We start from the raw sequence: 25,271 nt of genomic DNA, 5'->3' as shown, positions 1-25,271 counted from the left end.
AAAAATGGGTGAGGTCAGTAAGCCTGATCCCACCCGTTCTTGCATTAACTTTCTTATTTCGCCGTGATGGTCAAAGGTATATTGGTAGTTGCAGTTCTGCCGGTATTGTCAGTAGCTGTGACTTTCAATGTATAGCTGCCTGTTACGGGGCTGCTCCAGCTTGTGATGATATTCGTGCCACTCATGCTGAAGTTTAATCCCAGCGGCGCACCGCTAATCGAGATAGATAGCGATGTTGCGCCAGGCGCGGTGATACTGATGGTGCCCGTCAAGGCCTTGCCCGCCACACCCGTCAAGGCAGGAGCATTGATGCTCAGACCAGATGCCACGATGCTAATGTTGAATATTGCCTGGCTGCTTAGTCCAGTCTTGCCGTCTTTGACGACGACTGTGATCACATATTTGCCTGCCAGCGGGCTGGCCCAATTGACCGCACCGGTCTGGTTGATGCTCATGCCAGATGGTGCGCCACTAAGGGTGTAGGTCAGTGCATTGGCTGAACTCGCATTTACGTTGAACGACAGGGCACTGCCGGCTACGCCATTGATCGTACTGGCAGTTACTAAAGGCGGTACAGGCGCGGTGATCGTGACTGTATATGTGCCCTTGCCACTCTGGCCAGTTGCTGCATCCAGCACAGTGACAATCACGGCATATGTGCCTGCAACAGGTGTGGCCCAAGTGACGATACCAGCGCTGCTGATCGTCATGCCCGATGGATTGCCACTCAGGCTGTAAGTCAATGCATTGCTTGCAGTTGCTGACACAGTAAAGCTCAATGCAGTGCCAGTTTGGCCACTGATGCTGGCAGAGGTCACTGCCGGTGCTGGTGTGATGACGGTGCCACTGAGTGTGCTCAGCAAATTACTGACATTGGGTGTCCCAAGACCAGTCAACTGATCATGCCCAATCTTGGCTGTACAACTGGCGCAACTGCCATTGCTGCCCTTGGCAACGTCAGCAAATACGTTGGCATAACTGCCCGGTACGCTGGCAATTTTGTTATACAACACCGCATGGGGTGCACCCAATACTGTTTTGCCAGTTTGTACCAGAGTCGCATTGGCGACGGCGATAATGCCCGCCCATTGCGGTGTCGCCAGGCTGGTGCCACCAGCGCTGACCCAGTTGACTGTGCTGCTGCCTTGTGTCATCACGGCGACATACTGGCCAGTGTTCGGATCAGAATTCATGGACACATCAGCCACTGTCCTGCGGGCTGGTGCGCCCATGCCTGGTACGCTTGTATTTTGATAGCTGGGTGTTGCTGTATAGGCGCTGACACCACCGCCGGTATTTGACCATGCCACTTCAGTCCTGCTGCCACCAGAATAAGTCAGGCTGGTGCCGCCCACGGCTACTACATTCGGTGACACTGCTGGCCATTCAACGTCAGGGCCATTGTCGCCGGAGGCAGCAAGATAAGTCATTTTTGTTGGTGAGAATGTACTTTCTACACCGGCAGTCCAACTGCCTTCTGTTGAACCAAAACTCATTGATACCACACCCGGCCCCATGGCATTGGCCAGTTTGATGCCGCCGACCATATTACTCATGGAAGAATCGGCAGCTTCAATCAATATGATGCGGGCGAGCGGTGCCGTGGCATGTGCCCATTGTACATCGAGTGCAATTTCTGTGGCCCAGCCAGAATCATAAGCTGGTGCATTGCTGCTCATGCCGCCCGCGCTGGTGCTAAACACGACAGCAAATTCACAAGCGCTGGCAGATGCCGCGGCCAGTGGCAGGGCAGTGCTGGAAGCAATGGTTTTGGCAGCACAGGCAGGCAGACCAAATTTTTGATTGAAGGCATTCAGTTCTGCCACGATATTGGGATCATGTCTTGCATTGACAATGTAAATTGTTTGCCCAGCACCTAACTGCGCAGCCTGAACTGCTGTCAAACCTGTCATGCTGGCAGGCAGTGTCGGTAAGCCGTATGCTGCGCGTATTTGTGCCGGCGTGTAGGTAGATACCACACCTGTGCTGGCCGATGGCAACACATCAATCGAACCCGCAGCAATCGGCGGCGGTGTCAGTTGCGGGCGTGGCAAAGAGCGTATTGCCGATACCGTCAGACCGCGGCCATGCACGCCTTGCCATTCACGCGGTATGGTTTGCAAGGCTGGTGGCATGTGGGCTGATCTGCTGCCGTTGAATGCATCTGTGTCGGCAGGCGCATCAAGCAAGACTGGTGCGATGTGAAAAGTGGGTTGGGTCATTTGAATTGCCACATCTGGCGGCAATACAGGCAACGTGACATCCAGTGTCGTCATGCCTGTAGCAACTTCTGCCGGTGGTAACGCAACGACAGCATTGCTGACTTGGGGGCTGTCACCGCCGCAGGCGGTAAGGACGCTTGCGCTGATTAAAATACTCAGGCATGCAAGCGGGCTGAGTGATGTGGAAACTGCTTTCTTTGGACTAATCACGAGTGCACTCCGATATCAGCAGAGGGCGGTGATTCGGTTGTTATAAATACGCATCAGCGATCAAACGCGTTCGCTATAACATCACCGGTAACCCCGCTGCCATGGCGCGTGTGCGCTGTAGGCCGGTGGCTTTGCGTCCCTGACTTTCAACAGGTTTGCCCTCAAGTTTTTTGGAAACTGAATTTGAATTTCTTGGTTACAAATTCAGGGTATGAATATTTCCACTCAAAAGAAAGCAGAAAAATGTCAAGGATTGTTGAAATCGTGTGGCTAAAACAAGCTTCGGTTTCGCTTTGATAACAGAACCTGGGAATTGTTGCTTTGCTGGCTTTTCAATTAAGCAAAAAGTGTTAAGTTGTAAAATAATTTCACATTTCATTTTCACCATGGCAGCATCTGTGCGTACGGACTTGTATCCGATTTTTATCTGAATAAAACATCAAAAAATTGCAGATGAAACTTTCTCCACACATCTCCCGTGCCGGAATTTTGATTTGCCTGGCACTTGCTTGCGCAAGTTCACAAGCTGCAAAGAGTAGTCTGGATGATTGCGACTTGATCACGGCAAAACCTTTGCGCGCCCATTTCAAGGACTGGTTGGCAAAGAATCGCAAACTTGCAGCTTAGGGCAATGTAAGGCAGCAAACTTATGTTGCTGCTGAAGCAAATAGCCGCCTAGCCTGCCTGGAAGAAAAATCACTGAAAAGTCGGGCTGGTCTGTGGCCATGACGAGCGGTAAGGGCAAGAGTGAACAACATCCAATCCGGTATACCGAACATCAAGAAAAATGCAGATGCCTTCACTGCATTGAAAGACGCTGTCAAATACACACACCAAACTGGCACCAATGATCCGGCTTATCGCGGCATGTCGGCACAACTGGTCTTGCGATATCAGGCAGTCTTGCCAGAAGCGCTGGAAACTGCTTATGAAGATGTGGCTGGTGCCAACCAGCTTGAGTATGTACTTAAACGTCAATTTGGAAAACGTGATGCCAATTATGCCTTTGTATCTCACCGCACGACACTCGCGCAACTCACCATGAAAATATCGGCAGAGCGTCGCGCCGTTCTCGATCAAAAAGCGCCGCAATGGGCGGCAAATTTTCATGCAAAATAAGTTGCACAGCGATATCTTTTATGTCTGCTTTGATTCGTCATCTACTGCATATGTTGGCTAACGTACAGACCTTTTCCATAGGGTGATAGAGAATATTTTTTGCAGAAGTCAACAGATGTGCTCGTCAAACGTTATAGGTGGTAAGCACAGTATGTATTTCTGTGAGCAGGTATTGAAAAGGAGTACGCAATGAAAACCATGACATGCAAAAAAGTCTTGCTGGCAGGCGCTGCTTGTGCAGCTTTATTCATGACGGCACAGAGCCAGGCGCAGAATGTAGGTCTTTCTGTGCAATTTGGTCAGCCAGGATTTTATGGGCAGGTGGATGTAGGTAATTTTCCTCAGCCACAGGTAATTTACCGTGAACCACGTATCGTGCAAAGAGTACAGGTAGTTGAGCCCCCTATGTACTTGGTTGTCCCTACCATGCACAGGAATAACTGGAGTCGTTATTGCTACAGCTATAATGCCTGCGGCCGCCCAGTCTATTTTGTGCAGGAAAACTGGTATAACACGCAAGTAGTGCCACGCTACCGCGATGGTTATTATCGCGACCATGACTACAGGCATGATGCATATCGCCGCGATGACTACCGACGTAATGAATACCAGCGCGATGATTATCGACGTGACGACAGACGTTATGACGAGCATGATCGCCATGGACATGAGCGCGGCAGAGAACATCCTGAGCATTAATGATTTGTTGCTTCTCAATAATCACTGACATTGATCTACAACAGGGGCTGCAATGCAGCCCCTGGCTTTATGGTGATTCCAGACTTGCCATCTTTACTTTCCAAGCCTGAATTGCCGTTGACCAGAACCTTGGAATATCATCGAATGTTAATGACAAGTTCAGCCTCAGGAATTGTGCTGCTGGCATCAGTGCTTCATGCAGTAAGTCATTATCACCGCGGTCAAAAGCGAGTGCCCCGGTTTGCTTGGACAATTTCTCACCATCTGCATTGGTCACCACTGGCACATGTAGATAAGAAGGTGTGGGCGAGCCCAGCAATTCTTGCAGATAAATTTGCCGTGCAGTGGAATCGATCAAATCAGCGCCGCGCACCACATGGGTAATGCCTTGCGCCGCATCATCGACCACCACTGCTAACTGATAAGCCCAGAAGCCATCGGCACGTTTCAAGACAAAGTCACCAACCTCGGTCGCCAGGTTTTGTTCCTGCATACCCGCGAGTCTGTCTTTAAATCGATAGATTTGATCTGGTACGCGCAAACGCCAGGCGCGGGCAATTTTCCCTGCTGTCAGGCCATGACGGCAAATGCCCGGGTAAATCTGGCTGGCTGTTTCACCCAGCCGCAGGCGTGAATCAGCGATTTCCTTGCGTGAACATGCACAGGGATAGCGCTTGTCACCTAAAACTTGCAAGGCAGCTTCGTACAGATGCTGGCGCTGGCTTTGCCAATGGATGTCGCCATCCCAGATCATGCCGCAGCGGTACAGCGAGTTGATGATGTGCTGGTCTGCGCCTTTGACATTGCGGTCAAAATCCAGGTCTTCCATGCGCAGCAGCCATAGCCCGTCATGGGCTTTTGCATCGAGATAGCTAGCCATGGCAGCCACCAGCGAACCCATATGCAGTGGGCCAGTCGGGGAGGGGGCGAAACGTCCTATGTATTTTTGCATCATCTGTTCTGTTGGCATGGACGTTATTCAATTACCGATCAGCATGCGTTGCACGACAGGGTCTTGCAATTTCTGCAAAAACCACAACAAGGCCTTTCCCTTGTTAGCATTACGCCAGACCAGGCGGTTATCTTCTGGCGGGCGGTGGGCAGTGGTTTTCTTTTCTATCAGCGCACCGCTACGCAAATGTGGCAATGCCAGGCGGCGTGGCAAATGCCCGCAACCCAGGCCGGCTAGTTGTGCCGCCAGCTTGGCATGCATGGTGGGCACGGTCATGGTGTCCTGGCCGCTCAGCAAGCCTGCGGTCATTGATGGCAGTGTCAGACCGGTATCACCGATGGCTATTGCCCTGTGGGCCTGTAAAATCGCTGGTGTAAGTGGTTCCTCAGCCTGCGCCAGCGGATGTTGTGGTGCCACGGCAAACACCCATTCCACACTGCCCAGCAAGCGGGTCTGGAATTCGCCCTGCATGCGTATTGCATCTGGTCCGTAATAGGCGGCGCCTATGGCGAGGTCCGCGCGGCCAGATACCATGGTTTCCCAGACGCCTGACAAAATCTCCTGGCTGATGCGGATCCGCGTGCCGCAGGCCTGTTGTTCAAATTCCTTGATCAAGGGGATGATATCCTCGAATTGTATGATGCCATCAATGACGATACGCAGCTCTGCCTCCCAGCCACTGGCTGCGCGTTTTACGCGGTTTTCCAGCTCTTGCGCTGCGTTCAATAAATGCCTGCCTTGTAGTAATAACTCCTCTCCCGCTATAGTCAGCTTGGCTCTGTGGCCACGCCTGTCATATAGTAGTACATCCAGATCTTCTTCCAACTTGCGTATGCTGTATGTGATGGCAGAGGGCACTTTGTCGAGGGCCGCCGCAGCCGCCGCAAAGCTGCCCTTGCGATCTATGGCATCAAGGATTTGCAGGGCTTCAAGAGTCAGGTTCATGTTTGTTCAAATAATTTGAATGAGTTGTATGAAATTCTACCCTTATGTCAAAGAATTTGCATGTATATAGTGTGTATATCGCCTGAACATATTCTTCAGGAAATTTGAAAGGGACTTATATGATTACGCTCAGACCATCACAAGAACGCGGCCACGCCGAGCACGGCTGGTTGAAATCGCATCATAGTTTTTCATTTGCAGAATATTACGATCCGCAGCACATGGGTTTTGGGCCATTGCGTGTGATTAATGACGACTGGATCGCTCCTGCCATGGGATTTGGTACGCATCCGCACCAGAACATGGAGATTATTACTTATGTACTTGAAGGTGCGATTGCGCACAAAGACAGCATGGGTAATGGCAGTACGATACGTCCAGGCAATGTGCAGTATATGAGTGCAGGTACTGGTGTGCGCCATTCGGAATTCAACCCGGCTAATACTGAACACACACGTTTGCTGCAAATCTGGATACAGCCAGACCAGTTGGGTGGTGAGCCTTTGTACGGCGAAAAAGAATTTAGTCGTGAAGAAAAGCAGGGCCGCTTGCGTTTAGTCGTCTCTGGCGATGGTGCTGATGGCTCCATCAAGATTCGCCAGAACGCTCGGCTGCAAATTGGTTTGTTTGATGCAGCAGAAAGAGAAGAAATCGCATTGGCAGCAAACCGCCTGACATATGTCCACGTTGCACGCGGTGAATTGCAAGTAAATGGCATGTCCCTTAAAGAGGGCGATGCCTTGATGATGTCAGCCGAAGAAAAACTTGTGCTAGAGCAGGGCAAACAGGCAGAAGTACTGGTATTTGATCTGCCTCATTAAGATGGAAAGATAGGCAAATCACTGACGAAAAAACGTGTCAGTGATTTGTCTTTTTGCGTAAAAAACTCATACCCACACAGGAGTAAAACATGTCTAAAGTCGCGATTATTTATCATTCAGGTTATGGCCACACTACCAAGGCCGCAGAAGCAGTACACGCAGGTGCAGCAGCAGCTGGCGCCGATGCTGAACTCATCAAGATTGATGCCGAAGGCAATATTACAGACGCACAATGGGAAACCCTGGCCACAGCTGACGCCATCGTCTTTGGCTCCCCAACTTACATGGGATCAGTGTCCTGGCAATTTAAAAAATTCGCCGATGCGTCTTCCAAACCCTGGTATAGCCAGGTCTGGAAAGACAAGATCGCTGCAGGCTTCACCAATTCTGCATCCATGAATGGCGACAAACTATCGACCCTGCATTACCTGTTCACGCTGTCACAACAGCACTCCATGATCTGGGTAGGCACTGGTTTGATGCCTTCAAACAGCAAAGCGGCGCAACGCAATGACATCAACTACATCGCCAGCTTCAGCGGCCTGATGACACAATCCCCATCTGACTCTTCACCAGAAGAAGGCCCGCTGCCAGGTGACCTGGAAACAGCGAAATTGTTTGGTAAGCGTATAGCGGAAGTGGCTACGAAGTTTAAGTAAGATGAGTTGGTGTTGAAGTAAAAAAACCCGCCGGGTTGATTGGCGGGTTTTTCTTTTGAATTGAAACACAATCATTAATCAACACCTTGAGAAATATGAGTGTAGGTCGTGTTGACGTTGTTTTTGATTTTTGCAGTTCCCATGTGTCGATGCTTTTGCTGCCAGGTAGAAAATGGAAAGAGAAGGATCGATGTTTGAGCGTAGCGAGTTTTCGAGCCTTCCCATTTTTTGTCTTGCAGCAAAGGGAATCCCCTTTAGGGGGCAGCGACGCCTGGGTCGCCTTCTTTTGCATTCTTTTCTTGACCACTACAGCGAGGCAAGAAAAGAATGTAGCTGTCGGGCTACCCCCGACCGGCAATCGTAAATGACGTGCAAAGTATTTCAAAAGCAGATATACAATTACGACGAATCAGAAATTAATTCTTGAAATAGTTTGCTAGGGCCGGCGCAGGATTCCAGCTAAAAGCACGCTGGAATGACGACTTTGAGAGTGCTAAAAGTCGACCTATACGTTATTGCATAAGCAATCCAAATAACGGCCTCTTTATAATAGGCACGTAGCAAAATTCCCCTACAGCTTCTCCTTCAAAAACTGCAATAAACGCGGTGCCAAATATCCAGAATCACTTCCATGTATCTTGATAGGCTCAGACGCCCAATAATGCCCCGCATTCTTCAACACGACTGAACGCACAGAAAACCCCGCCTGCTTCAAGGCATGCATAAAGGCAATCGACTGTCCTTCAGGATCAACAAATTTATCCTTCGCTCCCCAGCTCAACAAGAACTGTGTTTGATTATTATCACGCGTTACATATGACAACGGTGATGCCTCAACATAAATTTTGCGGTTATCGACGAGGCTGCTGCCAAGGAAGCCCTGGGCAATATTATTGTCCGGGTAGTAGCGATTCGAATGTTCCCATTTTGCCGTCAGATCATAGCTGCCATAAATCCCTATGCAAACCTTGACCCTGGTAGTGGGATTCATGCCATCCGAGAACGGCGGCTGATCACCAGCCAGTGCGACGATAGTAGCAAGCTGTGCCCCGGCAGAATCACCAATCAAGCCTATGCGCTCAGGATCAAGCTGGTAAGTCGCCGCCTGCTGCCGCAAAAATTGCACGGCGGCGCGCACATCATGTACTGCTGCCGGATAGAGGTTGGTTTTATCTTTGACCAGACGATAATTAATGGCAAATACGGCATAGCCATTTTTTGCCAGGTATGGTCCCCAATGCTTGTACAGGCTGGCATCTGCAAAACGCCAGTCGCCGCCGTGTACTGCAATCAGCACCGGATATTTTCCATCACCTTTGGGGCGGAAAAGGTCGCCCGTTAATACTTCGTTGCCGTTGTGCTGGTAGATGATGCCTGATTGAACATCATAAGCAGCATCTGATATGGTGGCGTGTGCAGAAACTGCTGCCAGCTGGCATAGGGCGATACAGTTTATTAGACGATATAAAAAAGAAGTAAATCTCAACAGATTGATTGGCCAGTTAAAAAATTTCATTTCAAAGAGCGTTAGATAGGGTAATCCCAGTATGCCGCTTCAGCCAGGAGCGATGACAGACAGTGTGACCAAGCTTGAGTCTGCTGTGACGAATTAAATCAAGGTGAAAGTGATGCGCATAAAAAAACCGCCTCTTAAGTATCTTAAGCAGGCGGTTTGGTAGCGCATTTGGCAGCTCCAGTTGAACTCGCGCAAATTTATTTGCACTCGCCCTCTGCTACCATGTGCACCAATTCCCAGACATGACCATCGATATCGTGGAAGCCATGCCCGTACATAAAACCGTGGTCTACCGGTTCTTTAGGCACCGTGGCGCCGGCAGCTTTTGCCTTGGCGACCAGGCTGTCGACTTGCTCACGACTGTCGCAAGACAGGCAGTTCAAGACTTCAGTGCGTTCACGCGCATCGCTGATGGGTTTGTTGGTAAATCCTGCAAAGAATTCTTCCACCAGTAACATGACGAACAGGTTCTCGCCCAGCACCATACAGGCACCCTGGTCATTGGTGAATTTGGCTTCAAAGGTATAACCCAGGCCGCTCCAGAATTCCTTGGAGCGGGGCAGGTCTTTGACCGACAGATTTACAAAGATTTGCTTATGCATTTGTCTTCCTTAATTTGTTGTATTAGTGTGAGTGGACTTAATGAATTATGCTGCCTGTGTGTTTTCAGCTTCAGGTACCCACGCACAGCAGTTCCAGCCATGACCGTCAAGATCATAGAAGCCCTGCGCATACATGAAGCCATGGTCTTCTGCTTCGTCGGGAATGGTGGCACCGGCTGCCCTGGCTTTTGCAATGAGGGTATCAACATGCTCGCGGCTCTCGCAAGAGAGGGCATGCAAAACTTCTACCCGCTCATGCGCGTCGCAGACTGGTTTGTGGGCGAAGCTGGCAAAGAGCTCTTCTACGAGCAGCATGACGAGGATACTTTCACCGAAGATGATGCAGGCGGATTTTTCGCCGCTGAATTTTGCGTCAAAGCTATAATCCAGGCTGCTCCAGAATTCCTTGGCGCGGGCCAGGTCTTTAACAGGCAGGTTGACAAAAATTTGCTTGTGCATTGTGCTCTCCTTTAATTTTTTGTCGCTGCTGTGGACATAGTGGCCATAGCTGGCAGGTCCAGCGCGCGCACTGGGCGTACTTCTATGCTGCCATGCTGCGCTGGCGGGATTTTTGAAGCCAGGTGTATAGCTTCATTCAAATCCCTGGCTTCGATGAGGTAAAAACCGGCCAGCATTTCCTTGGTTTCTGCAAACGGGCCATCGGTGACTGACAATTGCCCATTCCTTACCCTGACGGTAGTAGCGGTGTGTACGGGATGCAGCGGTTCGGCTGCCAGCATATGCCCACTATCCAGCAAGCCTTGGGCATACATGGCGCACTTTTCATCCGGGCAGGCATTCCAGTGTTCATTGTCGAGATACACCAGGCAAAGATATTTCATAAGGGCTCCAGCGATAATGGAATAGCGTTGGTCGGATTACAGTGGCAGTGGCTCGCCATTGATGATCCATGGGGTGCCGTATTTATCGACCAGCATGCCCCAGGACTTGGCCCAAAATGCTGGCTGTACCGGCATGGTCACTTGGCCACCTTCTGCCAGTGCGTTGAAGACCTTGCTGGCTTCTTCTGTCGTCTCATAATTCAGGGCAAAAGATACGCCTTTAATGCCCTCGTAAGGCATTTGCTGCGGGCAGTCTCCTGCAAACAGCAAGCCGCCATCTGGCAATTCCAGGCGAGCATGCAAGATGCGGTGGGCAGATTCTGCCGGTATCATGGCTGCCATGGGGGAGTCTGCACCATTCATCATGACGGTGATTTTGCCGCCCAGGACTTGCTCATAATGGTACATGGCTTCCTTGCAGTTGCCGTTAAAGGACAGGTAAGCGATAGGATGTGGCATGGTCATTTCCTTTTATCAATTTTAAATTGGTTGGATGATCGTGTGAAAGCATCTTCACATCTGATAGTCGAATGGACTGACAGTAAATCGACACTACTTCTTAAAAAATTTAATTTTTTTTGTAGATATCCGAAAATTGCCATTGAGCATTAATTGCTCAATGCTCGCACACGTTCATTGAGCAGCTTTAATTGTGCCTCAATAAATGGCAAATTTGGATCATGCCCGGCGCGTGGCACGACAATATATTCTTTTTGCGGCGCAGTAATGCTATCCACATACTGGCGGGTAATCTCAGGCATGGTCAGCAAATCTTCGGCGCCCTGGACGAAAAAGACCGGGATAGCGAATTTGGTAGCGTTGTCAGCAAATTCCACTTTGCTGAACATGCCGTCACCCTTGTAACCGACAAATTTCAGGAAAGAGTAATCTTCTCCAGCTTCGTAGTCAGCCAGAGCTGTCGGGGTGGCATAGGCGGGGTCAGACATCCACCAGGCTTTGGGTGCAGGGTCTGTACGCTGCGCTTCATATTTGCGTATTGCCTTGCGCAAAATACCAAAGTTGCGCGGATTGCTCCACGGTGGCGTACCAAGTGCGCTTATTTTACTAACCGTCTCCTGGTCACCCGCAGCTTGCGCCAGGCTCAGTATCTTATTGTAACTGGCTGTCTGGTTAGTCTTGTAGCTGACGACTTGCGAAGTGCCGATATAAGCATAAAATAATTCAGGTTTCGATACACTGATCTGCACGCCGAGTATCGAACCCCATGAGCTACCGGTCAGTATGATTTTCTTCTTCCCAAGATGTTGGGTAAGATAAGCAGCCAGGGCGACGCCATCGTCAGCCATTTGCGCGACCGTTAATGGCGTATCTTCGCCGGGTTTATTCTTGCCATAAGTCTTGCCAGCGCCACGCTGATCCCACTGCACTATGGTGTAATCTTTTTCCCATGCACCATAAATTGCACTGGCATAGGGGCTCATGGTATTGCCGGGCCCGCCATGCACGATCAGGATGACGGGGTTACTGCAATGCTTGCCCTTGATGGTGACCCATTGAGGTATGCCACCTATCTCGACAAAACCTTCTTCATTGATGGCTTGCGTTGCTGACTTGCAGGCAAGGCCTGGTGAAATCGGTGCGGCTTCAGCCGTGCATAATGCGGGCAGCAGGCTGAGTAGCAAAGCGGGAGGAACGTGGTACAGTTTTGCCATATATCGCCTTGGTTCAGGGCAGACTTCTTTTATTTTTTGTAAGCTTGACGAGTATCAAAGAAGATCTCTAATTCTGTAATGTCTGCAAGCGGCGTTCAATAAACCGCTTTTCCGGTTCCTGTTTACAGAGTTGTAGCGCCTGTTCATAGGATAACTTTGCCTGTGCCAGATCACCATTACGGCGACACAGGTCAGCTCTGGCTGCATGGACTAAATGGTAGTTTTGCATTTCTTCTTTTTCCAGCAGGGCCGCGACCAGTTGCAAACCTGCTTTTAACCCACCAGCACACATAGCAATGGCGATGGCGCGGTTCAGTTCTATGACGGGGTTGGCTTCTACCCGCAGCAGCGCGTCATACAGACCAACAATCTGCGGCCAGTCAGTCTGCGCATAAGTAATTGCCTCTGCATGAACGGCAGATATTGCCGCCTGCAGGGTATAGGCAGCAAATCGGCCAGAGCGCAAAGCCTGCTCCACGAGCGTACAGCCTTCGGCTATGAGTGCGTGATCCCATAATTGACGGTCTTGCTGTTCCAGTGAGATCAATTCTCCCTGGCTATCAGTACGGGCGGGGCGGCGTGATTCATGTAATAGCATGAGCGCCAGCAAGCCGCTGACTTCTGGCTCGGGCAATAGCTCCTGTAGCAGTCGCGTCAGCCTGATGGCTTCTGCCGCCAGGTCCAGGCGTAAGGCAGACTCACCGGCAGAACTGGAATAGCCTTCATTAAAGACCAGATAAATCACCCTAAGCACGCTGTGCAAGCGCGCAGGCAATTCTCCTTTCTCCGGTACCTGATAAGGGATTTTGGCATCACGTATTTTCGCCTTGGCACGCACTATGCGTTGCGCCAGTGTAGGGGCAGGGGTCAGGAATGCGTGGGCAATTTCTTCTGTCGTCAAACCGCAGACTTCGCGCAGCGTCAGGGCAACCTGGGCATCGGCAGCCAGTGCAGGATGGCAGCAGGTGAAGATCAGGCGTAGCCTGTCGTCTTCCATGACCGCTGATTCTGGCGTTGGCTCACCAGGCTGGGCACTTTCATCGACCAGCCCTTCCACGGTTTCTATGTGCTGGTCTAGCGGATCAAAACGTTTTTGCCTGCGTATGCTGTCTATCGCCTTGTAACGTCCAGCCGATACCAGCCAAGTGTGTGGGTATTCAGGCATACCTTTGTCTGGCCATTGCTCCAGCGCTGCCTTGAAGGCTTCATGCAAGGCTTCTTCTGCCAGATCAAAGTCGCCCAGCAAATGCACCAGGGTCGCAAAGACCCGACGCGACTCTTGCTGGTAAATACGCTCCACCAACACATGGGTGTTATCGCAGACTGAAGTCATCATGTGGCTAATTGGGGTATGAAGCCTTCTTGATTGCCTGACTGCTGGCGTTGCTCAGATAAGTGAACCTGAAGAATGAATAAATTCTGCATTTTCCGTACCAGAAATAGAGATGGCTGATTCTAGCGCACTCTGAAAGAACAATGCTTTAAAAACACTAGTTCAAAGCAAATTTCCATCATGTCGAATGTCTTCGGGATTCTGGAAAATAGACCGATTGTGCTTTTTTTACCACTACTTGTTCACTGGCCTGCTTGAAGCTGAGATCGGTCATGAATACAAAAATACCCTCCGGTTAATCCAGTGTTATGAGGCTGCCACGTCTCAGGCAGGTAGTTTCCCCACGATTTTTGTCATCCTACAAAGTTTCTGTAAATCAAATTTTGTGCCAGAAACTTAGATGAAAAATTCTATCGAATTGAATAGACGCTGATGTTGGACTTTTATTAATGTAGTTAAAGAGGCATCTAAAAATAGCTAGACTAAATTTTAACGTATTGATCAACATCAATGGGGACAACGAAAGATGAGCAGCACGCAAAGTATGTACACCGACCGGCTCGCCAGGCTGGTGCAATTGTCACGGGACAGGCATGTCTTCAGCTTCACCCGCTTTGACTGGGTGGATGATATCAGTGACCAGGACTGGTGGGTGAGCCCTGAATTGTTGAGCATCCACGGCACGCCGTATTATGAGCAAGCCGGCGAGGCGCAACGCAAACTGCTCAGCAAATGGGAATGCATTAATCTCTTCAGCCTGAATGTGACGGGCGAGCAGGAGTTGATTGCAGGTGTGGCAGAGCTCTTGCATACCCCCATGCTGAAAGAGGCCAATGATTACCTGCATCACTTCATTGACGAAGAAAACCAGCACATGTGGTACTTCGCCAAATTTTGCGAAAACTATGCGGGCAAGATTTATGGCAACAAAAAAATACAACTGACCGAGCTGAAGCTTGATCCCAGGCTGACAGTCCTCGTTCGCTTTGCACAGATTTTCATTTTTGAAGAAGTCGGCCATTACTACAACCTGAAGATTGCACTCGATGACCGCGTACACCCCTTCATACGCGAAATCAATGAGGCGCACCGCAATGATGAGTCGCGCCACATTACCTTTGGCCGCGCCTTGCTGGCCAGGCTGGCTGATGGCATCAGCAATGACTATGCACCAGAAGTGATGGAAAAAGTCTCGCAACACTTGCGCAAATATGTGCAGGTTACCATTGAATCACTCTACAACCCAGCCATGTACCGCGATGCAGGTTTTGCCAGCGGCATGGCAATTCGCAGTGCCTTGCTCGTTGACCCGGCAAGGCAAGACTTTCATGCACGCGAATTGCTGAAAAAAGTACTGGCCCTGCTGGACGACACAAATTTATTAAAACAGGAGACAAGTTTTGAACCAGCTGATCAGTCTTGACAAGATCAATGAAGTTAAACAGTGGTTGTTGTCGAAGAAAAAATATCTGTCCGATATTCCCTTCGATCTTGATCTGATAGAAAACGAGGTAGTCGATTCCCTGAGCTTTGTGGAATACGTGCTGCTCATAGAAGAAATCAGTGGCAGGGAAGTCGTGGTCGATGACACCGTGCTCGACAAGGTCAGAACCCTGGACAGGGTACAACTGAATTATATGGAATAGGGCATTTCCATTCCGCTACCTATGCAGAAAACAAATACAAAGCAAATACAAGTCAAATACAAGTCAAATATAGGACAAATACAAGGACAAACCATGGAACACCAATTCAATGATTATCGCTATGGCGATCTGCTGGAACTGACCAACCGTCACCGCAATACGACAAAAAATATTATGCTCACCGGCGCTACCGGCTTCCTCGGCAGCAATTTTCTGTTCTGGCGTTTGCGCCAGAGCGGCAAGATCTATGTACTGGTCAGGGGAGAATCGCAGGAGCATGCCAGGCAGCGTGTGTATGATGCGCTGGCTGTATGTGCTTCGGCCTATAACCAGCCTATCCCCAAAGCGGATATCGACAGCAAGCTGGAATACATACTCGGTGACATGACCGAGACCATGTGCGCGATCAGCAAGAGTGACCTGGAAAAACTTGTGTCAGCGGGCATCAGCGAGTTTTGGCATTGTGCTGCCAGCCTGAAGTTTGAAGATCGCCACAAGGAAGAAATCTACCACCACAATATCAACGGCACCCAGAATGTGATGGATCTCGCGCGGCGGGTGCAATGCCAGCATTACCTGCATATTTCCACTGCCTATACGTCTGGCCGCGTAGCTGGCGAAATACCTGAGAGCCTGCATCCTGTCGATATCGCCTACAACAATTTCTACGAGAGCAGTAAAAATGAAGGCGAGCATGAAGTTGCTAGATACTGCGATGCCAATGGGCTCGATTACCGCATCCTGCGTCCCGCCATCATCATGGGGCCGCTGGCATCACGCCGCAGCGGAGGCACGCGTTTTGGTATCTACGGACTGACCCAGGAAATGTACCGCCTGCGCGAAACATTGAGCAAATTGCAGACACCCCTGCGTCTCATCGGTGACCTGGCTGCTGCCGGGAACCTGGTGCCGGTGGATCAATGCGTGTTCGACATGATCTATCTCAGCAATATTGGCTTCGGCGACCAGAAGGTCTATCACCTGACCAATTCCAGTGATCTCAATGTCAAGACCATGCTGGAAAAAATTGACACGGCACTCGGCATGAAAAGCATCAATTTCGTGCCCGAGCGTGATACTCCAGCTACTGCGATCGAAGAATTGTTTGACAAGCGTACCGTATTTTATGGCGGTTACTACCGCACCATCAAAAACTTCTCCCGCAGCCTGCCTAAACATGTGGGTCTGAGTTGGGCTGATTATGGCACTTACTTGACAGCCTTTATCAAAGAACTGGACGAGCAAACGAGTGGCACTACCTTCAGTCGTACGCAAGTCACGGCTGAAGATGGCACAGAATTATGCGTGCTGACTCTCGGTGATAAAACCAAACCCGCGCTGGTGTTGGCAAATGCCTATGGCATGCCATCTGACTTCATGTTCCCGCTGGCCCAACGTTTGTCTGATCAGTTTCACGTTATCACCTGGGAAAGCCGCTGGGTGCCCGCCATTACCCATGAATTTGATCTGGAAAAATGCCACTCGCTGACCCATGCCAAAGACATGGTGGCGATACTTGATCACTTTGGCATCATCAAGGCAGCTATCGCTGGCTGGAGCAGCGGTGCCCAGGTCAGCTTGCGCAGCATGGCGGTTTTCCCTGAGCGCATTTCATCGGCAGTCTTGCTGAATGGCGGCGTCTCCTTGCCAGCCTCGAATGAAATCAAGATCACCGACTTTGAAAAAAATATACGCACGCTTTTTCCCAAGATTGCTGCCAATTATCGCTTCGCCCAAAAGTATTGCGACCTCATTTACGGCGCCCATGCAACCTCAGATGACGGTGAAGACCGCAAGATGATTTCTACGATACTGACCAGTACCGATCCTTTCTTGCTGTACATGACCAGCGTGCCTTTCCGCACGCCAGAATCACTGTTCCGTTATGCCAATATGATGAATGGCCTGTTCAATGAAAGAGACGATGCCTGGACTGCCGATATCCCGCATCCTGTGCTCGTCCATGTCGGCGGCAAGGACCAGGTCACGCATGCTGATGTTGGTCGCTTCCTGGTCGCGGGTCTGAAGCAGGGTGTGTTGTCCTTTGATGAAAACGGCGACCACTTCTCGCATTTCTACGATGAAGACCTGGCGACCATGATCAGGCAATTCGTCGCGCAGCATCAGGATCAAGTGATGCCCAGCCTGATTTGATGTCGAAGGCAATGTCCGCTTCAAAAAAAGCCTGTGGCTATTGCCCTGCTGTTTGCGTTATAGCGAAATGACGATCATGGTCATCACCATGGTCGGGGGGAGACATTTGTATGAAAAAAGAAAAAAAATTATTGATTGCCGGTTTTTTCAATACTGCTAAAACCCAGCCCAACAGCAACGCATTATGGGTGGATGAACAGGTTTATACCTATGCTGAATTGCTGTTGCGTGTTGCCAGGATTACCCGCACGCTGGCGCGCGAAAACAAGGATTGCAGCCGTCAACGTTGCGCCTTGCTGGTTGATCGCAGCATTACTGCCTATGCCTCTGTGCTTGGCACTTTGCTGGCCGGCATGACCTATGTGCCACTGAATGCCAAATTTCCGGTGCAGCGCAATCTGCGTATGGTGGAGCTGTCTGCATCAGCCTCGATTGTGGTGGATGAGCGCTCCATGGATGCAGCCAAAGAATTGCTACAGTCTTATCCCGAGCCATTGACCGTGCTGATGCCCGAGACGGAGGCACTGCCAACCTGGGCAACCAGTGCCAGCCAGCATACCTATATTTTGAAACGCCAGATGGCCGAGGCTGATACGGCCAGTCTTACTCTACCTGCAAAAGCCAATCCTATTGCCTATGTCCTGTTCACCTCCGGCAGCACAGGTTTGCCCAAAGGCGTGGCAGTGACGAATGAAAATGCCTCTACCTATGTCGCCAGTATAATAGCGCGCTATCAACCGGGGCAGGGGGATCGCTTCACCCAGTTTTTTGACTTTACCTTTGACTTGTCGGTGCATGATATTTTTGTCAGTCTGAGCGCTGGTGCCTGCCTGTATAGCGTGCCTGCGCGTGTCATGATGATGCCGCTTAAATTTGTGCAGCAACATGAATTGACGCACTGGTTCTCTGTACCATCACTAGCCGCCTGCCTGAAACGTTATAACGCCTTGCGCCCTGGCATCTTGCCCAACTTGAAGTACAGCCTGTTTTGTGGTGAAGCACTGCCCACCAGCCTGGCGCAGGACTGGCAACCTGCTGCGCCTAATTCCATCATAGAGAATTTATACGGGCCTACCGAGGCGACCATAGCTTTTACGGTGCATCCATATCAGGCCAGTGACGAGCGTATCGCGGCCTTGCCTGTTGTACCCATAGGCCAGCCTCTGCCAGGTCAGGAAACCATGGTCCTTGATGACCACTTTAATCCTGTTGCTGACGGTGAAATGGGTGAACTGTATCTGGGCGGCTCACAACTGGCACAAGGCTATTGGGAAAATGCAGAGCTGACGCGCCAGCGGTTTCTCAATATGCATTTCGAGGGCAAACTGGCGCAACGCTGGTACCGTACCGGAGACCTCGCCTGTGCAGATGCTAAGGTCGGCTTGCTGTATTGTGGCCGCATCGATAACCAGGTCAAGATACGTGGTTACCGGGTAGAGGTGCAAGAGGTGGAGGCCGTGATACGTCGCCTTGGCGGTTCTGACCTGGTGGCAGTGGTACCCTGGCCACTAGCTGCCGATGGCAGCGTGCAGGGCTTGCTTGCCTATGGTTGTGGCTTTACCGTATCATCAAGAGATATACTCAAGGCCTGTACCTTGTATTTGCCTGCTTACATGCTGCCACAGGACGTAATCGAATTGCGCAAGATGCCGCTCAATTCGAATGGCAAGATCGATTACCCGGCCTTGCAAAAGTTGGCGAAAGAAACTGATGGCCAGCAAGTGGAAAAAGTCATTCCTGGCGTATGATGCTTTTGAAAATGCAGCAGGAGATGAACCCGTCCTGTGCGACGGGTTTTTTGTGTAGACGATACAGTTTCCAAGGCAGGAGGAAATGTGGCCAGAAAGCATGAATGCGTATTTTGCGAAATCCTCAACGGGCGCAGTGCCGCATCGGTCGTGTACCGTGATGAACACTGTATCGCCATTCTTGATGCCTTCCCCCTGACGCGAGGGCATTTGCTGGTGATACCGCAACAACACCAGCAGCATATAGAAGACTTGCCGGAAGAAACGGTGGCTTATCTGTTTGCCATGGCCAGCCGTTTTTCATCCGCATTGCGCCTCAGTGGCGAAAGCAGTGCTACCGCAGTGCTGCTCAATAATGGCAAGGCTGCCAATCAGCATGTGGCGCATGTGCACCTGCATGTGATACCTCGTCGCGATGGCGACACAGCATTGATGGCATGGCGTTACCTGACACGCTTCATCAATCCCTGGTCTTATATAGGCCGCAGCAAACGCTTGACGAGACAGGCTGCGCGGTGGCAGGCTTTGCTCAAATCAGAATAAATTATTTGCATATCCAAAAAAACAAGGCCTGACAATGCCGGCCTTGTTTTGTTCGGCTTAGCCAAATTTCGCCATCAAGCCGCTCTCTTTTCATCTACCTTTACATCGATCTTTTCAACTTTCTTTTCGTCCCTTAATTCACGGCGCAAGATCTTGCCTACATTTGACTTCGGTAACTCAGTACGGAATTCAATATACTTCGGTTTTTTGTAGGAGGTCAGTTGTTCCTTGCAATAGCTCATCAAGATTTCATCGGTCAATTGCGCATCTTTTTTGACGACATATAATTTCACGGCTTCGCCAGAATTGGCATCTGGCACACCTATGCAGGCGCATTCCAGCACGCCTGGGTGAGCCGCAACCACACCTTCGATTTCATTTGGATAAACATTAAAGCCCGATACGAGGATCATGTCTTTCTTGCGATCGACTACGCGGATATAGCCGTTCTCTTCCATGATGCCGACATCACCTGATTTGAAAAATCCATCAGCAGTCATGACACTGGCTGTATCTTCAGGGCGGTTCCAGTAACCCACCATGACTTGCGGGCCACGTATGGCAATTTCACCTGCTTCACCCAAAGGTACGCGGTTGCCGTTATCGTCAAGTATCGCTATTTCTGTCGATGGCAATGGCAAGCCTATGGTGCCGCTAAAGTTTTCTGCATTGGATGGGTTGCAGGTCGCGACAGGTGAGGTTTCAGACAAACCGTAGCCTTCAACGATAGCGCAGCCAGTGATTTTTTTCCAGCGCTCGGCAACCGCCTGCTGCACCGCAGTGCCACCACCGTTGCAGGCCTTGAGTTCAGAGAAATCAAGTTTGGCAAAATCAGGATTATTCAGCAAACCGTTATACAGGGTATTCACTGCCGGCAGCATGCTGATTTTATGTTTGGAAAGCGTCTGCACCAGCCCGGGAATATCACGCGGGTTGGGGATCAGGATATTCAGACCACCCAGACGCGTACCCATCAGGCAGCAACTGGTCAACGCAAAAATATGGTACAGGGGCAGAGCACAGACGATGGTCATCGCCTCTACTTTGGGAGCCTTGTTCAGTGCTGGTTGTGCCCACGCATCATTTTGCACAACATTGGCAGTGACGTTGCGGTGCGACAGTGTGGCTCCTTTGGAGACGCCTGTAGTACCCCCGGTGTATTGCAGAAAGGCGATATCATCCTGTGTGATCGTTACCGCTTTTAATGACTGGCGTGAACCATCTGCCAGCGCCTGTTTGAAACTGATGGCGCTTGGTAGCGAAAATTCAGGCACCATTTTCTTGATATGGCGCACTGCGAAATTGACGACCATGCCTTTGACGCCTCCCATCAGGTCACCCATGCTGGTCACGACAACATGCTTGATACGGGTTTTGCTCAAAACCTGTTGCAGTGTGGTGGCAAAGTTCTCCAGGATGACGATGGCTTCTGCACCTGAGTCATTTAACTGGTGTTCAAGCTCACGCGGTGTATATAAGGGATTGACGTTGACAGCGGTATAGCCTGCCCGCAAGACTGCGGCGATGACGACAGGGTATTGCAGGACGTTGGGCATCATGATGGCAACGCGCGCACCTTTTTCCAGACCCCTGCTTTGCAGCCACGCGCCAAATTTTTTCGACAACTCATCCACTTCTGCATAGCTCAGGTACTTGTCCATACAGACATAAGCCTTGCGGTCAGCATATTTCTGGAAAGACTCTTCCAGTAAATGTACCAGGGATGTGTATTGTGTGTAGTCGATTTCTGCGGGCACACCTTGGGGATAGGATTGCAGCCAAAACTTTTCCATGCTTTACCTTTTGTCTCATTGTTATAAAAATCGGGTGACGTCAGGCGATAATGAACACCGTCTGCGTACTGATGTTGGCAAACTTATTATTGTTTTTGACCATGCTAAATGCAGGTGGCAGCAAGAGGCAAGGCTTATTCATGACATTTGAATAAGCCTTCTAAAAAAATGCTATTGTGGTTTTTTGGGAGCAGTTCCGTGCTCCTCTGGTAGGGATTTTTGAGTTCGACTGAAAAAGGTTTTGCAAGTTACTTTACTGCTTGATGACGATTTTCTCAGTTTTGCCATCGCGTGACACCATGAAGCGCACGATGGATTCAACAGTGACGGTATCAATTTGCCCAGCCATGCGACGGTCGAATGGGTGGTCGTCGAATGCCACGTTGGCGCGGAACATGCGTGCACCCAGTCTTGTCAGGGAGGGGATGTTGAGGGTATCCGGTTTATACGATGCTGACTTTAACCATGCCTGTGCCTGCGTGCGGTTTTCTATTCGCATATCATTGGCTTGGGCGGCGGCGAGGACTTCCAGTGCCCATTGATTTGAATTCTGGTACATGGTGGAGTAGGCATAAGACAGCATGTTATAGCGCGCCGCATGCAGGTTCTTTGCGCGGCCATCGGCCATCACTTGCTGTATTTTCTGTTGGAGCTCACTGCTGGGGATGAGGATCAAGGTCTCAAAGGCAAACATGTCGTCCATGAAAAAATTACCCAGGCCTTCCCTGAATAATTCTGAATTAGCCGTACCACACTGGTTTAGCTCATGCATGACAGACCAGGTGCCATCTGGCAGGTGTTCTATCAGACCCAGATGGGAATAACGTAAATTGTATTTCGATAAATCCTGGCCGACACGGGCAATGATGGCAACATTGGCCTGGCTTTCATCCAGCCTGATCTGGGTCTTGTGCGCAAACTCCAGGGCTTGCATGACTTTCTTTGGGTCGTAACTATTTTCCTCGCAAGGGCGACCGGCAAAAGCCGGTGCCATGCATGCCAGTGTGAAGACGATGAATAAACGCTGCATCAATTTGAGCGTTACCGAGGAAGTCAGTGAGCGTGTGCGCATATATAAATTGAATCAGACCTTGTTATGGTGCATCAGGGCAGTACCGATTTCGTTAGGAATAAATGCCAGCACCTTGCCTGCACTGACCAGCAAATAACCAGTTGTCATCGCGCTGACTTCCACCACTGCACCGCTGACCAGACCAACTTTTTCTATGCCCTTGCCAGATAACCTGACAGTAGTGCTGACTGCCTGGGTCGATCCCTTGAGTACGACTGTCACGCCATCGGCCCCCGCCTTGACGGTATCAACAATCATCTCGCCTGATCCCGCCACCATGGAGAAACCACCGAGCATGATGATACCCACACCCATGGACAAGGCTTCAGAACCACCAGAAGGGCCGCAGGAAATGCAACCACGGCCAGCGTGGGCAGAAAGCGGCAACAGGCTGCTGGCGCACAGGGCGGCGATTAGGGCGATTTTGCGAATTGGTGCTGACATTATGTCTCCTTGAATGTAGAAAGTGACTCTACAATAATATAAGACCATAGAATCACAAGCTATTTGTCATCAGTAGCAAATAGTTACAGAAGAGGTGGTGGAATTTGATACCAAAAACTGATTTTTTCAGGAAAATAGATACTGATGTGCCACCTGCCATGCCTTTTGACAAGAGCAGGGCAGGTAGCTTGGTGACGCTGCGGACTACCAGATACTAACGCGTTTTTCTGGCGTCAGATACATCTTGTCGCCAGGTTTGACGTCAAACGAAGTGTAAAAATCAGGATGATTAACCAGGCTGCCATTGACACGGAATTCGCCAGGGGAATGCACGTCAGTCTTGACCAGTGTGATGGAGCGCTGCTCGCGTGACTTGCCACGTCTGGCTTGTGCCAGACCCATGAACAGGCGCTGTTCTGCAGTCCAACCATCGATGACAGGTGCAGGTTTGCCTTGCAGGGATAATTTATATGCGCGTAATGCCATGACGATGCCAGCATTGTCGGCAATGTTTTCACCCAGGGTCATTTTCCCATTCAGGAAATAACCGGCAACTGGACTATACGTCGCATATTGATCAACCAGGCTGGCGGTTTTTTTCTTGAATTTTTCCTGGTCTTCTGCTGTCCACCAGTTGCGTAGATTTCCGTCGCCATCATACTTTGCACCCTGGTCATCAAATGCATGGCTGATTTCATGACCGATGGAAATGCCCAGTGCGCCGTAGTTGAAAGCGTCTTCTGCAGTGACGTCAAACAGCGGTGATTGCAGGCGCGCCGCGGGGAAGACGATTTCATTCATCTCAGGGCTGTAATAAGCATTCACCGTTTGCGGTGTCATATGCCATTCTTCACGGTCTATGGGTTTGCCCAGTTTGGCAACTTCCCTTTCATAGCGTGCTTTGCGCGCGCGCAGCAGGTTGGCGATCAGGTCATCACTCTTGATTGTCAGGCCAGTATCATCCTGCCATTGTCTTGGGTAACCTATCTTGACGCTGATCTTGGATAATTTAATCTGTGCCTGTTTCTTGGTTTCCGGGCTCATCCAGTCCAGAGTTTCTATACTTTGCTTGAAGGCTTCGAGAAAATATCCCACCATTTTTTCTGTGCGTTGTTTGACTTCAGGCGGGAAGTATTTTTCTACATACATCTTGCCCACGGTTTCACCCAGCAATTGGTCGGTCAGTGCTACGCCGCGTTTTTCGCGTGTGCGGTTTTCTTTGGTACCTGCAATCGTGGCTTCATAGAAGGCAAAGTTTTCATTCACAAAATCAGACGACAGAAAAGGACTGTAAGAGCGGATCAGATGCCAGGTAAAATATGACTTCCAGGTGCTGAGGTTGAACTTGTTGATGGTATCGTTAAAGCCTTTGATGAAGCTCGGCTGTTGCACAACAAGATCATTGATTTTGCCACCCATGCCTGCGGATTGCAGATACACCGCCCAGTTGAAGGCGGGTGTCATCTTGCTCAATTCAGCTACAGACATTTTGTTATAGGTCTTGACCGGATCGCGGTTTTCTACGGGTGTCCATTGCACTTTGGCCAGTGCAGTTTCCAGCGCGATGATATTGTCTGCCTGTGCTGCTGCATTGCTTTTGCCAGCCAGCCTCAGTATTTTTTCTATGTGTGTCTTGTATTTGGCACGGATGTCGGTCATTTTTGCATCCTCTTGCGACAGGTAATAGTCGCGATTTGGTAAACTCAGCCCGCCTTGGGAGACAGTCACGGCATATTGACTGGAATTGGTGTTGTCCTGGCCTATGCTTAAACGTATCGGGGTGTTGACACCTATCTCATGGAAATGAGCAATCAGGTCATGAATGCCACGCTTGTTTTGCATTCTGGTAATTCGCCCCAATTCATTGTTGAGTGCCGTAATGCCCAGGGCATTGCGTTTTTTTTCGTCCATGAAACTGGTGTAGAGATCACCGATTTTTTGTTTATCCGAGCCGGCCAGTTTGTTGTTCTCTTTCGCGGCGCTTTCGACGATAGAACGCAATTGTTGTTGCACATCTTCACGCGCTTTCATGAAAGTACCCCAGTCTGATTTATCTGCCGGGATTTCATTTGCCTTCAGCCAGGCACCTTGTGCATAACGATAAAAATCATCCTGTGCGCGCACTGCCTTGTCCATGTCTTCAGGATGTATGCCTGACCCCAGGGCCGCGACTTTTGCGACAGTGCTCACAGCGGGAGTGTCGGCAGCCAGTGCGGCATTGGTCAGCAGGCTGAGGGCGAGTGTGCTGAGTAATAAGCGTTTCATAAGGAGTCTCTGT

The 25,271-nt window shown here is 50.2% G+C and carries 23 protein-coding genes and 1 riboswitch; of the genes, 9 read left to right on the top strand and 14 right to left on the bottom strand.

Features of this window, described 5'->3' with window-relative positions:
* Window positions 1-53: 53 nt before the first annotated feature.
* Window positions 54-2,432, bottom strand: coding sequence for a putative Ig domain-containing protein (locus ACO0LG_RS18800; RefSeq protein ID WP_423029086.1), 2,379 nt, complete (start codon window positions 2,430-2,432; stop codon window positions 54-56).
* A gap of 83 nt (window positions 2,433-2,515) precedes the next feature.
* Window positions 2,516-2,602: riboswitch (cyclic di-GMP riboswitch) on the bottom strand.
* Window positions 2,603-3,179: 577 nt separating this feature from the next.
* On the opposite strand from ACO0LG_RS18800, the gene ACO0LG_RS18795 reads away from it, so the two are divergent.
* Together ACO0LG_RS18795 and ACO0LG_RS18790 are read left to right on the top strand one after the other, a co-directional pair.
* On the top strand, window positions 3,180-3,551 hold the full coding sequence (locus ACO0LG_RS18795) for a hypothetical protein (protein ID WP_423029085.1): 372 nt from the start codon (window positions 3,180-3,182) through the stop codon (window positions 3,549-3,551).
* 189 nt (window positions 3,552-3,740) lie between these two features.
* Window positions 3,741-4,250, top strand: a complete 510-nt coding sequence (locus tag ACO0LG_RS18790; protein WP_423029084.1) for a hypothetical protein — start codon at window positions 3,741-3,743, stop codon at window positions 4,248-4,250.
* 67 nt (window positions 4,251-4,317) lie between these two features.
* Here ACO0LG_RS18790 and gluQRS read toward each other — a convergent pair whose 3' ends face one another.
* Entirely contained in the window at window positions 4,318-5,220 is a 903-nt protein-coding gene (gene gluQRS / locus ACO0LG_RS18785; RefSeq protein WP_423029083.1) for a tRNA glutamyl-Q(34) synthetase GluQRS, read from the bottom strand.
* 9 nt (window positions 5,221-5,229) lie between these two features.
* Window positions 5,230-6,147: a LysR family transcriptional regulator gene (locus ACO0LG_RS18780; RefSeq protein ID WP_423029082.1), complete on the bottom strand. Its 918-nt coding sequence runs from the start codon at window positions 6,145-6,147 to the stop codon at window positions 5,230-5,232.
* A 119-nt stretch (window positions 6,148-6,266) separates the two neighbouring features.
* Here ACO0LG_RS18780 and ACO0LG_RS18775 point away from each other — a divergent pair, with 119 nt between their 5' ends.
* Together ACO0LG_RS18775 and ACO0LG_RS18770 are read left to right on the top strand one after the other, a co-directional pair.
* Window positions 6,267-6,968, top strand: a complete 702-nt coding sequence (locus ACO0LG_RS18775; protein WP_423029081.1) for a pirin family protein — start codon at window positions 6,267-6,269, stop codon at window positions 6,966-6,968.
* Between the two features lie 89 nt (window positions 6,969-7,057).
* Complete coding sequence (locus ACO0LG_RS18770; RefSeq protein ID WP_423029080.1) at window positions 7,058-7,627, top strand: NAD(P)H-dependent oxidoreductase; 570 nt, start codon at window positions 7,058-7,060, stop codon at window positions 7,625-7,627.
* 571 nt (window positions 7,628-8,198) lie between these two features.
* On the opposite strand, the gene ACO0LG_RS18765 is transcribed toward ACO0LG_RS18770, so the two are convergent.
* From ACO0LG_RS18765 to ACO0LG_RS18735, 7 genes are all read right to left on the bottom strand, one after another.
* The gene (locus tag ACO0LG_RS18765) at window positions 8,199-9,113 is read right to left on the bottom strand and encodes an alpha/beta hydrolase fold domain-containing protein (protein ID WP_423029079.1); all 915 of its coding nucleotides are present in this window, start codon (window positions 9,111-9,113) and stop codon (window positions 8,199-8,201) included.
* A gap of 227 nt (window positions 9,114-9,340) precedes the next feature.
* On the bottom strand, window positions 9,341-9,745 hold the full coding sequence (locus ACO0LG_RS18760) for a VOC family protein (RefSeq protein ID WP_423029078.1): 405 nt from the start codon (window positions 9,743-9,745) through the stop codon (window positions 9,341-9,343).
* A 45-nt stretch (window positions 9,746-9,790) separates the two neighbouring features.
* Window positions 9,791-10,204, bottom strand: coding sequence for a VOC family protein (locus ACO0LG_RS18755; protein ID WP_423029077.1), 414 nt, complete (start codon window positions 10,202-10,204; stop codon window positions 9,791-9,793).
* Window positions 10,205-10,215: 11 nt separating this feature from the next.
* Complete coding sequence (locus tag ACO0LG_RS18750) at window positions 10,216-10,587, bottom strand: YciI family protein (protein WP_423029076.1); 372 nt, start codon at window positions 10,585-10,587, stop codon at window positions 10,216-10,218.
* Window positions 10,588-10,623: 36 nt separating this feature from the next.
* On the bottom strand, window positions 10,624-11,046 hold the full coding sequence (locus tag ACO0LG_RS18745; protein WP_423029075.1) for a VOC family protein: 423 nt from the start codon (window positions 11,044-11,046) through the stop codon (window positions 10,624-10,626).
* Window positions 11,047-11,195: 149 nt separating this feature from the next.
* Window positions 11,196-12,260 carry an alpha/beta fold hydrolase gene (locus ACO0LG_RS18740; RefSeq protein WP_423029074.1) on the bottom strand — a complete coding sequence of 355 codons (1,065 nt, stop codon included), beginning with the start codon at window positions 12,258-12,260 and terminating at the stop codon, window positions 11,196-11,198.
* Window positions 12,261-12,327: 67 nt separating this feature from the next.
* A complete protein-coding gene (locus ACO0LG_RS18735; protein ID WP_423029073.1) occupies window positions 12,328-13,596 on the bottom strand; it encodes an RNA polymerase sigma factor in 1,269 nt (422 codons plus the stop codon).
* Between the two features lie 523 nt (window positions 13,597-14,119).
* Between ACO0LG_RS18735 and ACO0LG_RS18730 the strand changes: the two genes are divergently transcribed.
* The 5 genes from ACO0LG_RS18730 to ACO0LG_RS18710 all read left to right on the top strand — a co-directional run bounded on the left by ACO0LG_RS18730 (window position 14,120) and on the right by ACO0LG_RS18710 (window position 19,684).
* The gene (locus tag ACO0LG_RS18730) at window positions 14,120-15,016 is read left to right on the top strand and encodes a diiron oxygenase (protein WP_423029072.1); all 897 of its coding nucleotides are present in this window, start codon (window positions 14,120-14,122) and stop codon (window positions 15,014-15,016) included.
* Complete coding sequence (locus ACO0LG_RS18725; protein WP_423029071.1) at window positions 14,994-15,239, top strand: hypothetical protein; 246 nt, start codon at window positions 14,994-14,996, stop codon at window positions 15,237-15,239. Before ACO0LG_RS18730 ends, ACO0LG_RS18725 begins: the two co-directional genes overlap by 23 nt.
* A 93-nt stretch (window positions 15,240-15,332) precedes the next feature.
* Window positions 15,333-17,393 carry an alpha/beta fold hydrolase gene (locus ACO0LG_RS18720; RefSeq protein WP_423029070.1) on the top strand — a complete coding sequence of 687 codons (2,061 nt, stop codon included), beginning with the start codon at window positions 15,333-15,335 and terminating at the stop codon, window positions 17,391-17,393.
* A 110-nt stretch (window positions 17,394-17,503) separates the two neighbouring features.
* Window positions 17,504-19,141: an amino acid adenylation domain-containing protein gene (locus ACO0LG_RS18715; RefSeq protein WP_423029069.1), complete on the top strand. Its 1,638-nt coding sequence runs from the start codon at window positions 17,504-17,506 to the stop codon at window positions 19,139-19,141.
* Window positions 19,142-19,228: 87 nt separating this feature from the next.
* Complete coding sequence (locus tag ACO0LG_RS18710) at window positions 19,229-19,684, top strand: HIT family protein (protein WP_423029068.1); 456 nt, start codon at window positions 19,229-19,231, stop codon at window positions 19,682-19,684.
* A 74-nt stretch (window positions 19,685-19,758) separates the two neighbouring features.
* Here ACO0LG_RS18710 and ACO0LG_RS18705 read toward each other — a convergent pair whose 3' ends face one another.
* From ACO0LG_RS18705 to ACO0LG_RS18690, 4 genes are all read right to left on the bottom strand, one after another.
* A complete protein-coding gene (locus tag ACO0LG_RS18705; RefSeq protein ID WP_423029067.1) occupies window positions 19,759-21,477 on the bottom strand; it encodes a long-chain-fatty-acid--CoA ligase in 1,719 nt (572 codons plus the stop codon).
* A gap of 253 nt (window positions 21,478-21,730) precedes the next feature.
* Window positions 21,731-22,549: a DUF2145 domain-containing protein gene (locus ACO0LG_RS18700; protein WP_423029066.1), complete on the bottom strand. Its 819-nt coding sequence runs from the start codon at window positions 22,547-22,549 to the stop codon at window positions 21,731-21,733.
* A 12-nt stretch (window positions 22,550-22,561) separates the two neighbouring features.
* A complete protein-coding gene (locus ACO0LG_RS18695) occupies window positions 22,562-22,993 on the bottom strand; it encodes a hypothetical protein (RefSeq protein WP_423029065.1) in 432 nt (143 codons plus the stop codon).
* A 204-nt stretch (window positions 22,994-23,197) separates the two neighbouring features.
* Window positions 23,198-25,258 (bottom strand): M13 family metallopeptidase, encoded by a 2,061-nt coding sequence (locus ACO0LG_RS18690; protein WP_423029064.1) that lies wholly within the window; start codon window positions 25,256-25,258, stop codon window positions 23,198-23,200.
* Between the last annotated feature and the right edge of the window lie 13 nt (window positions 25,259-25,271).

The sequence above is a fragment of the Undibacterium sp. Ji42W genome, from assembly GCF_049340405.1.
GTDB lineage: Bacteria > Pseudomonadota > Gammaproteobacteria > Burkholderiales > Burkholderiaceae_D > Undibacterium.
Note: the sequence above shows the minus strand (reverse complement) of the source record. Positions and strands in the feature narration are given on the sequence as shown.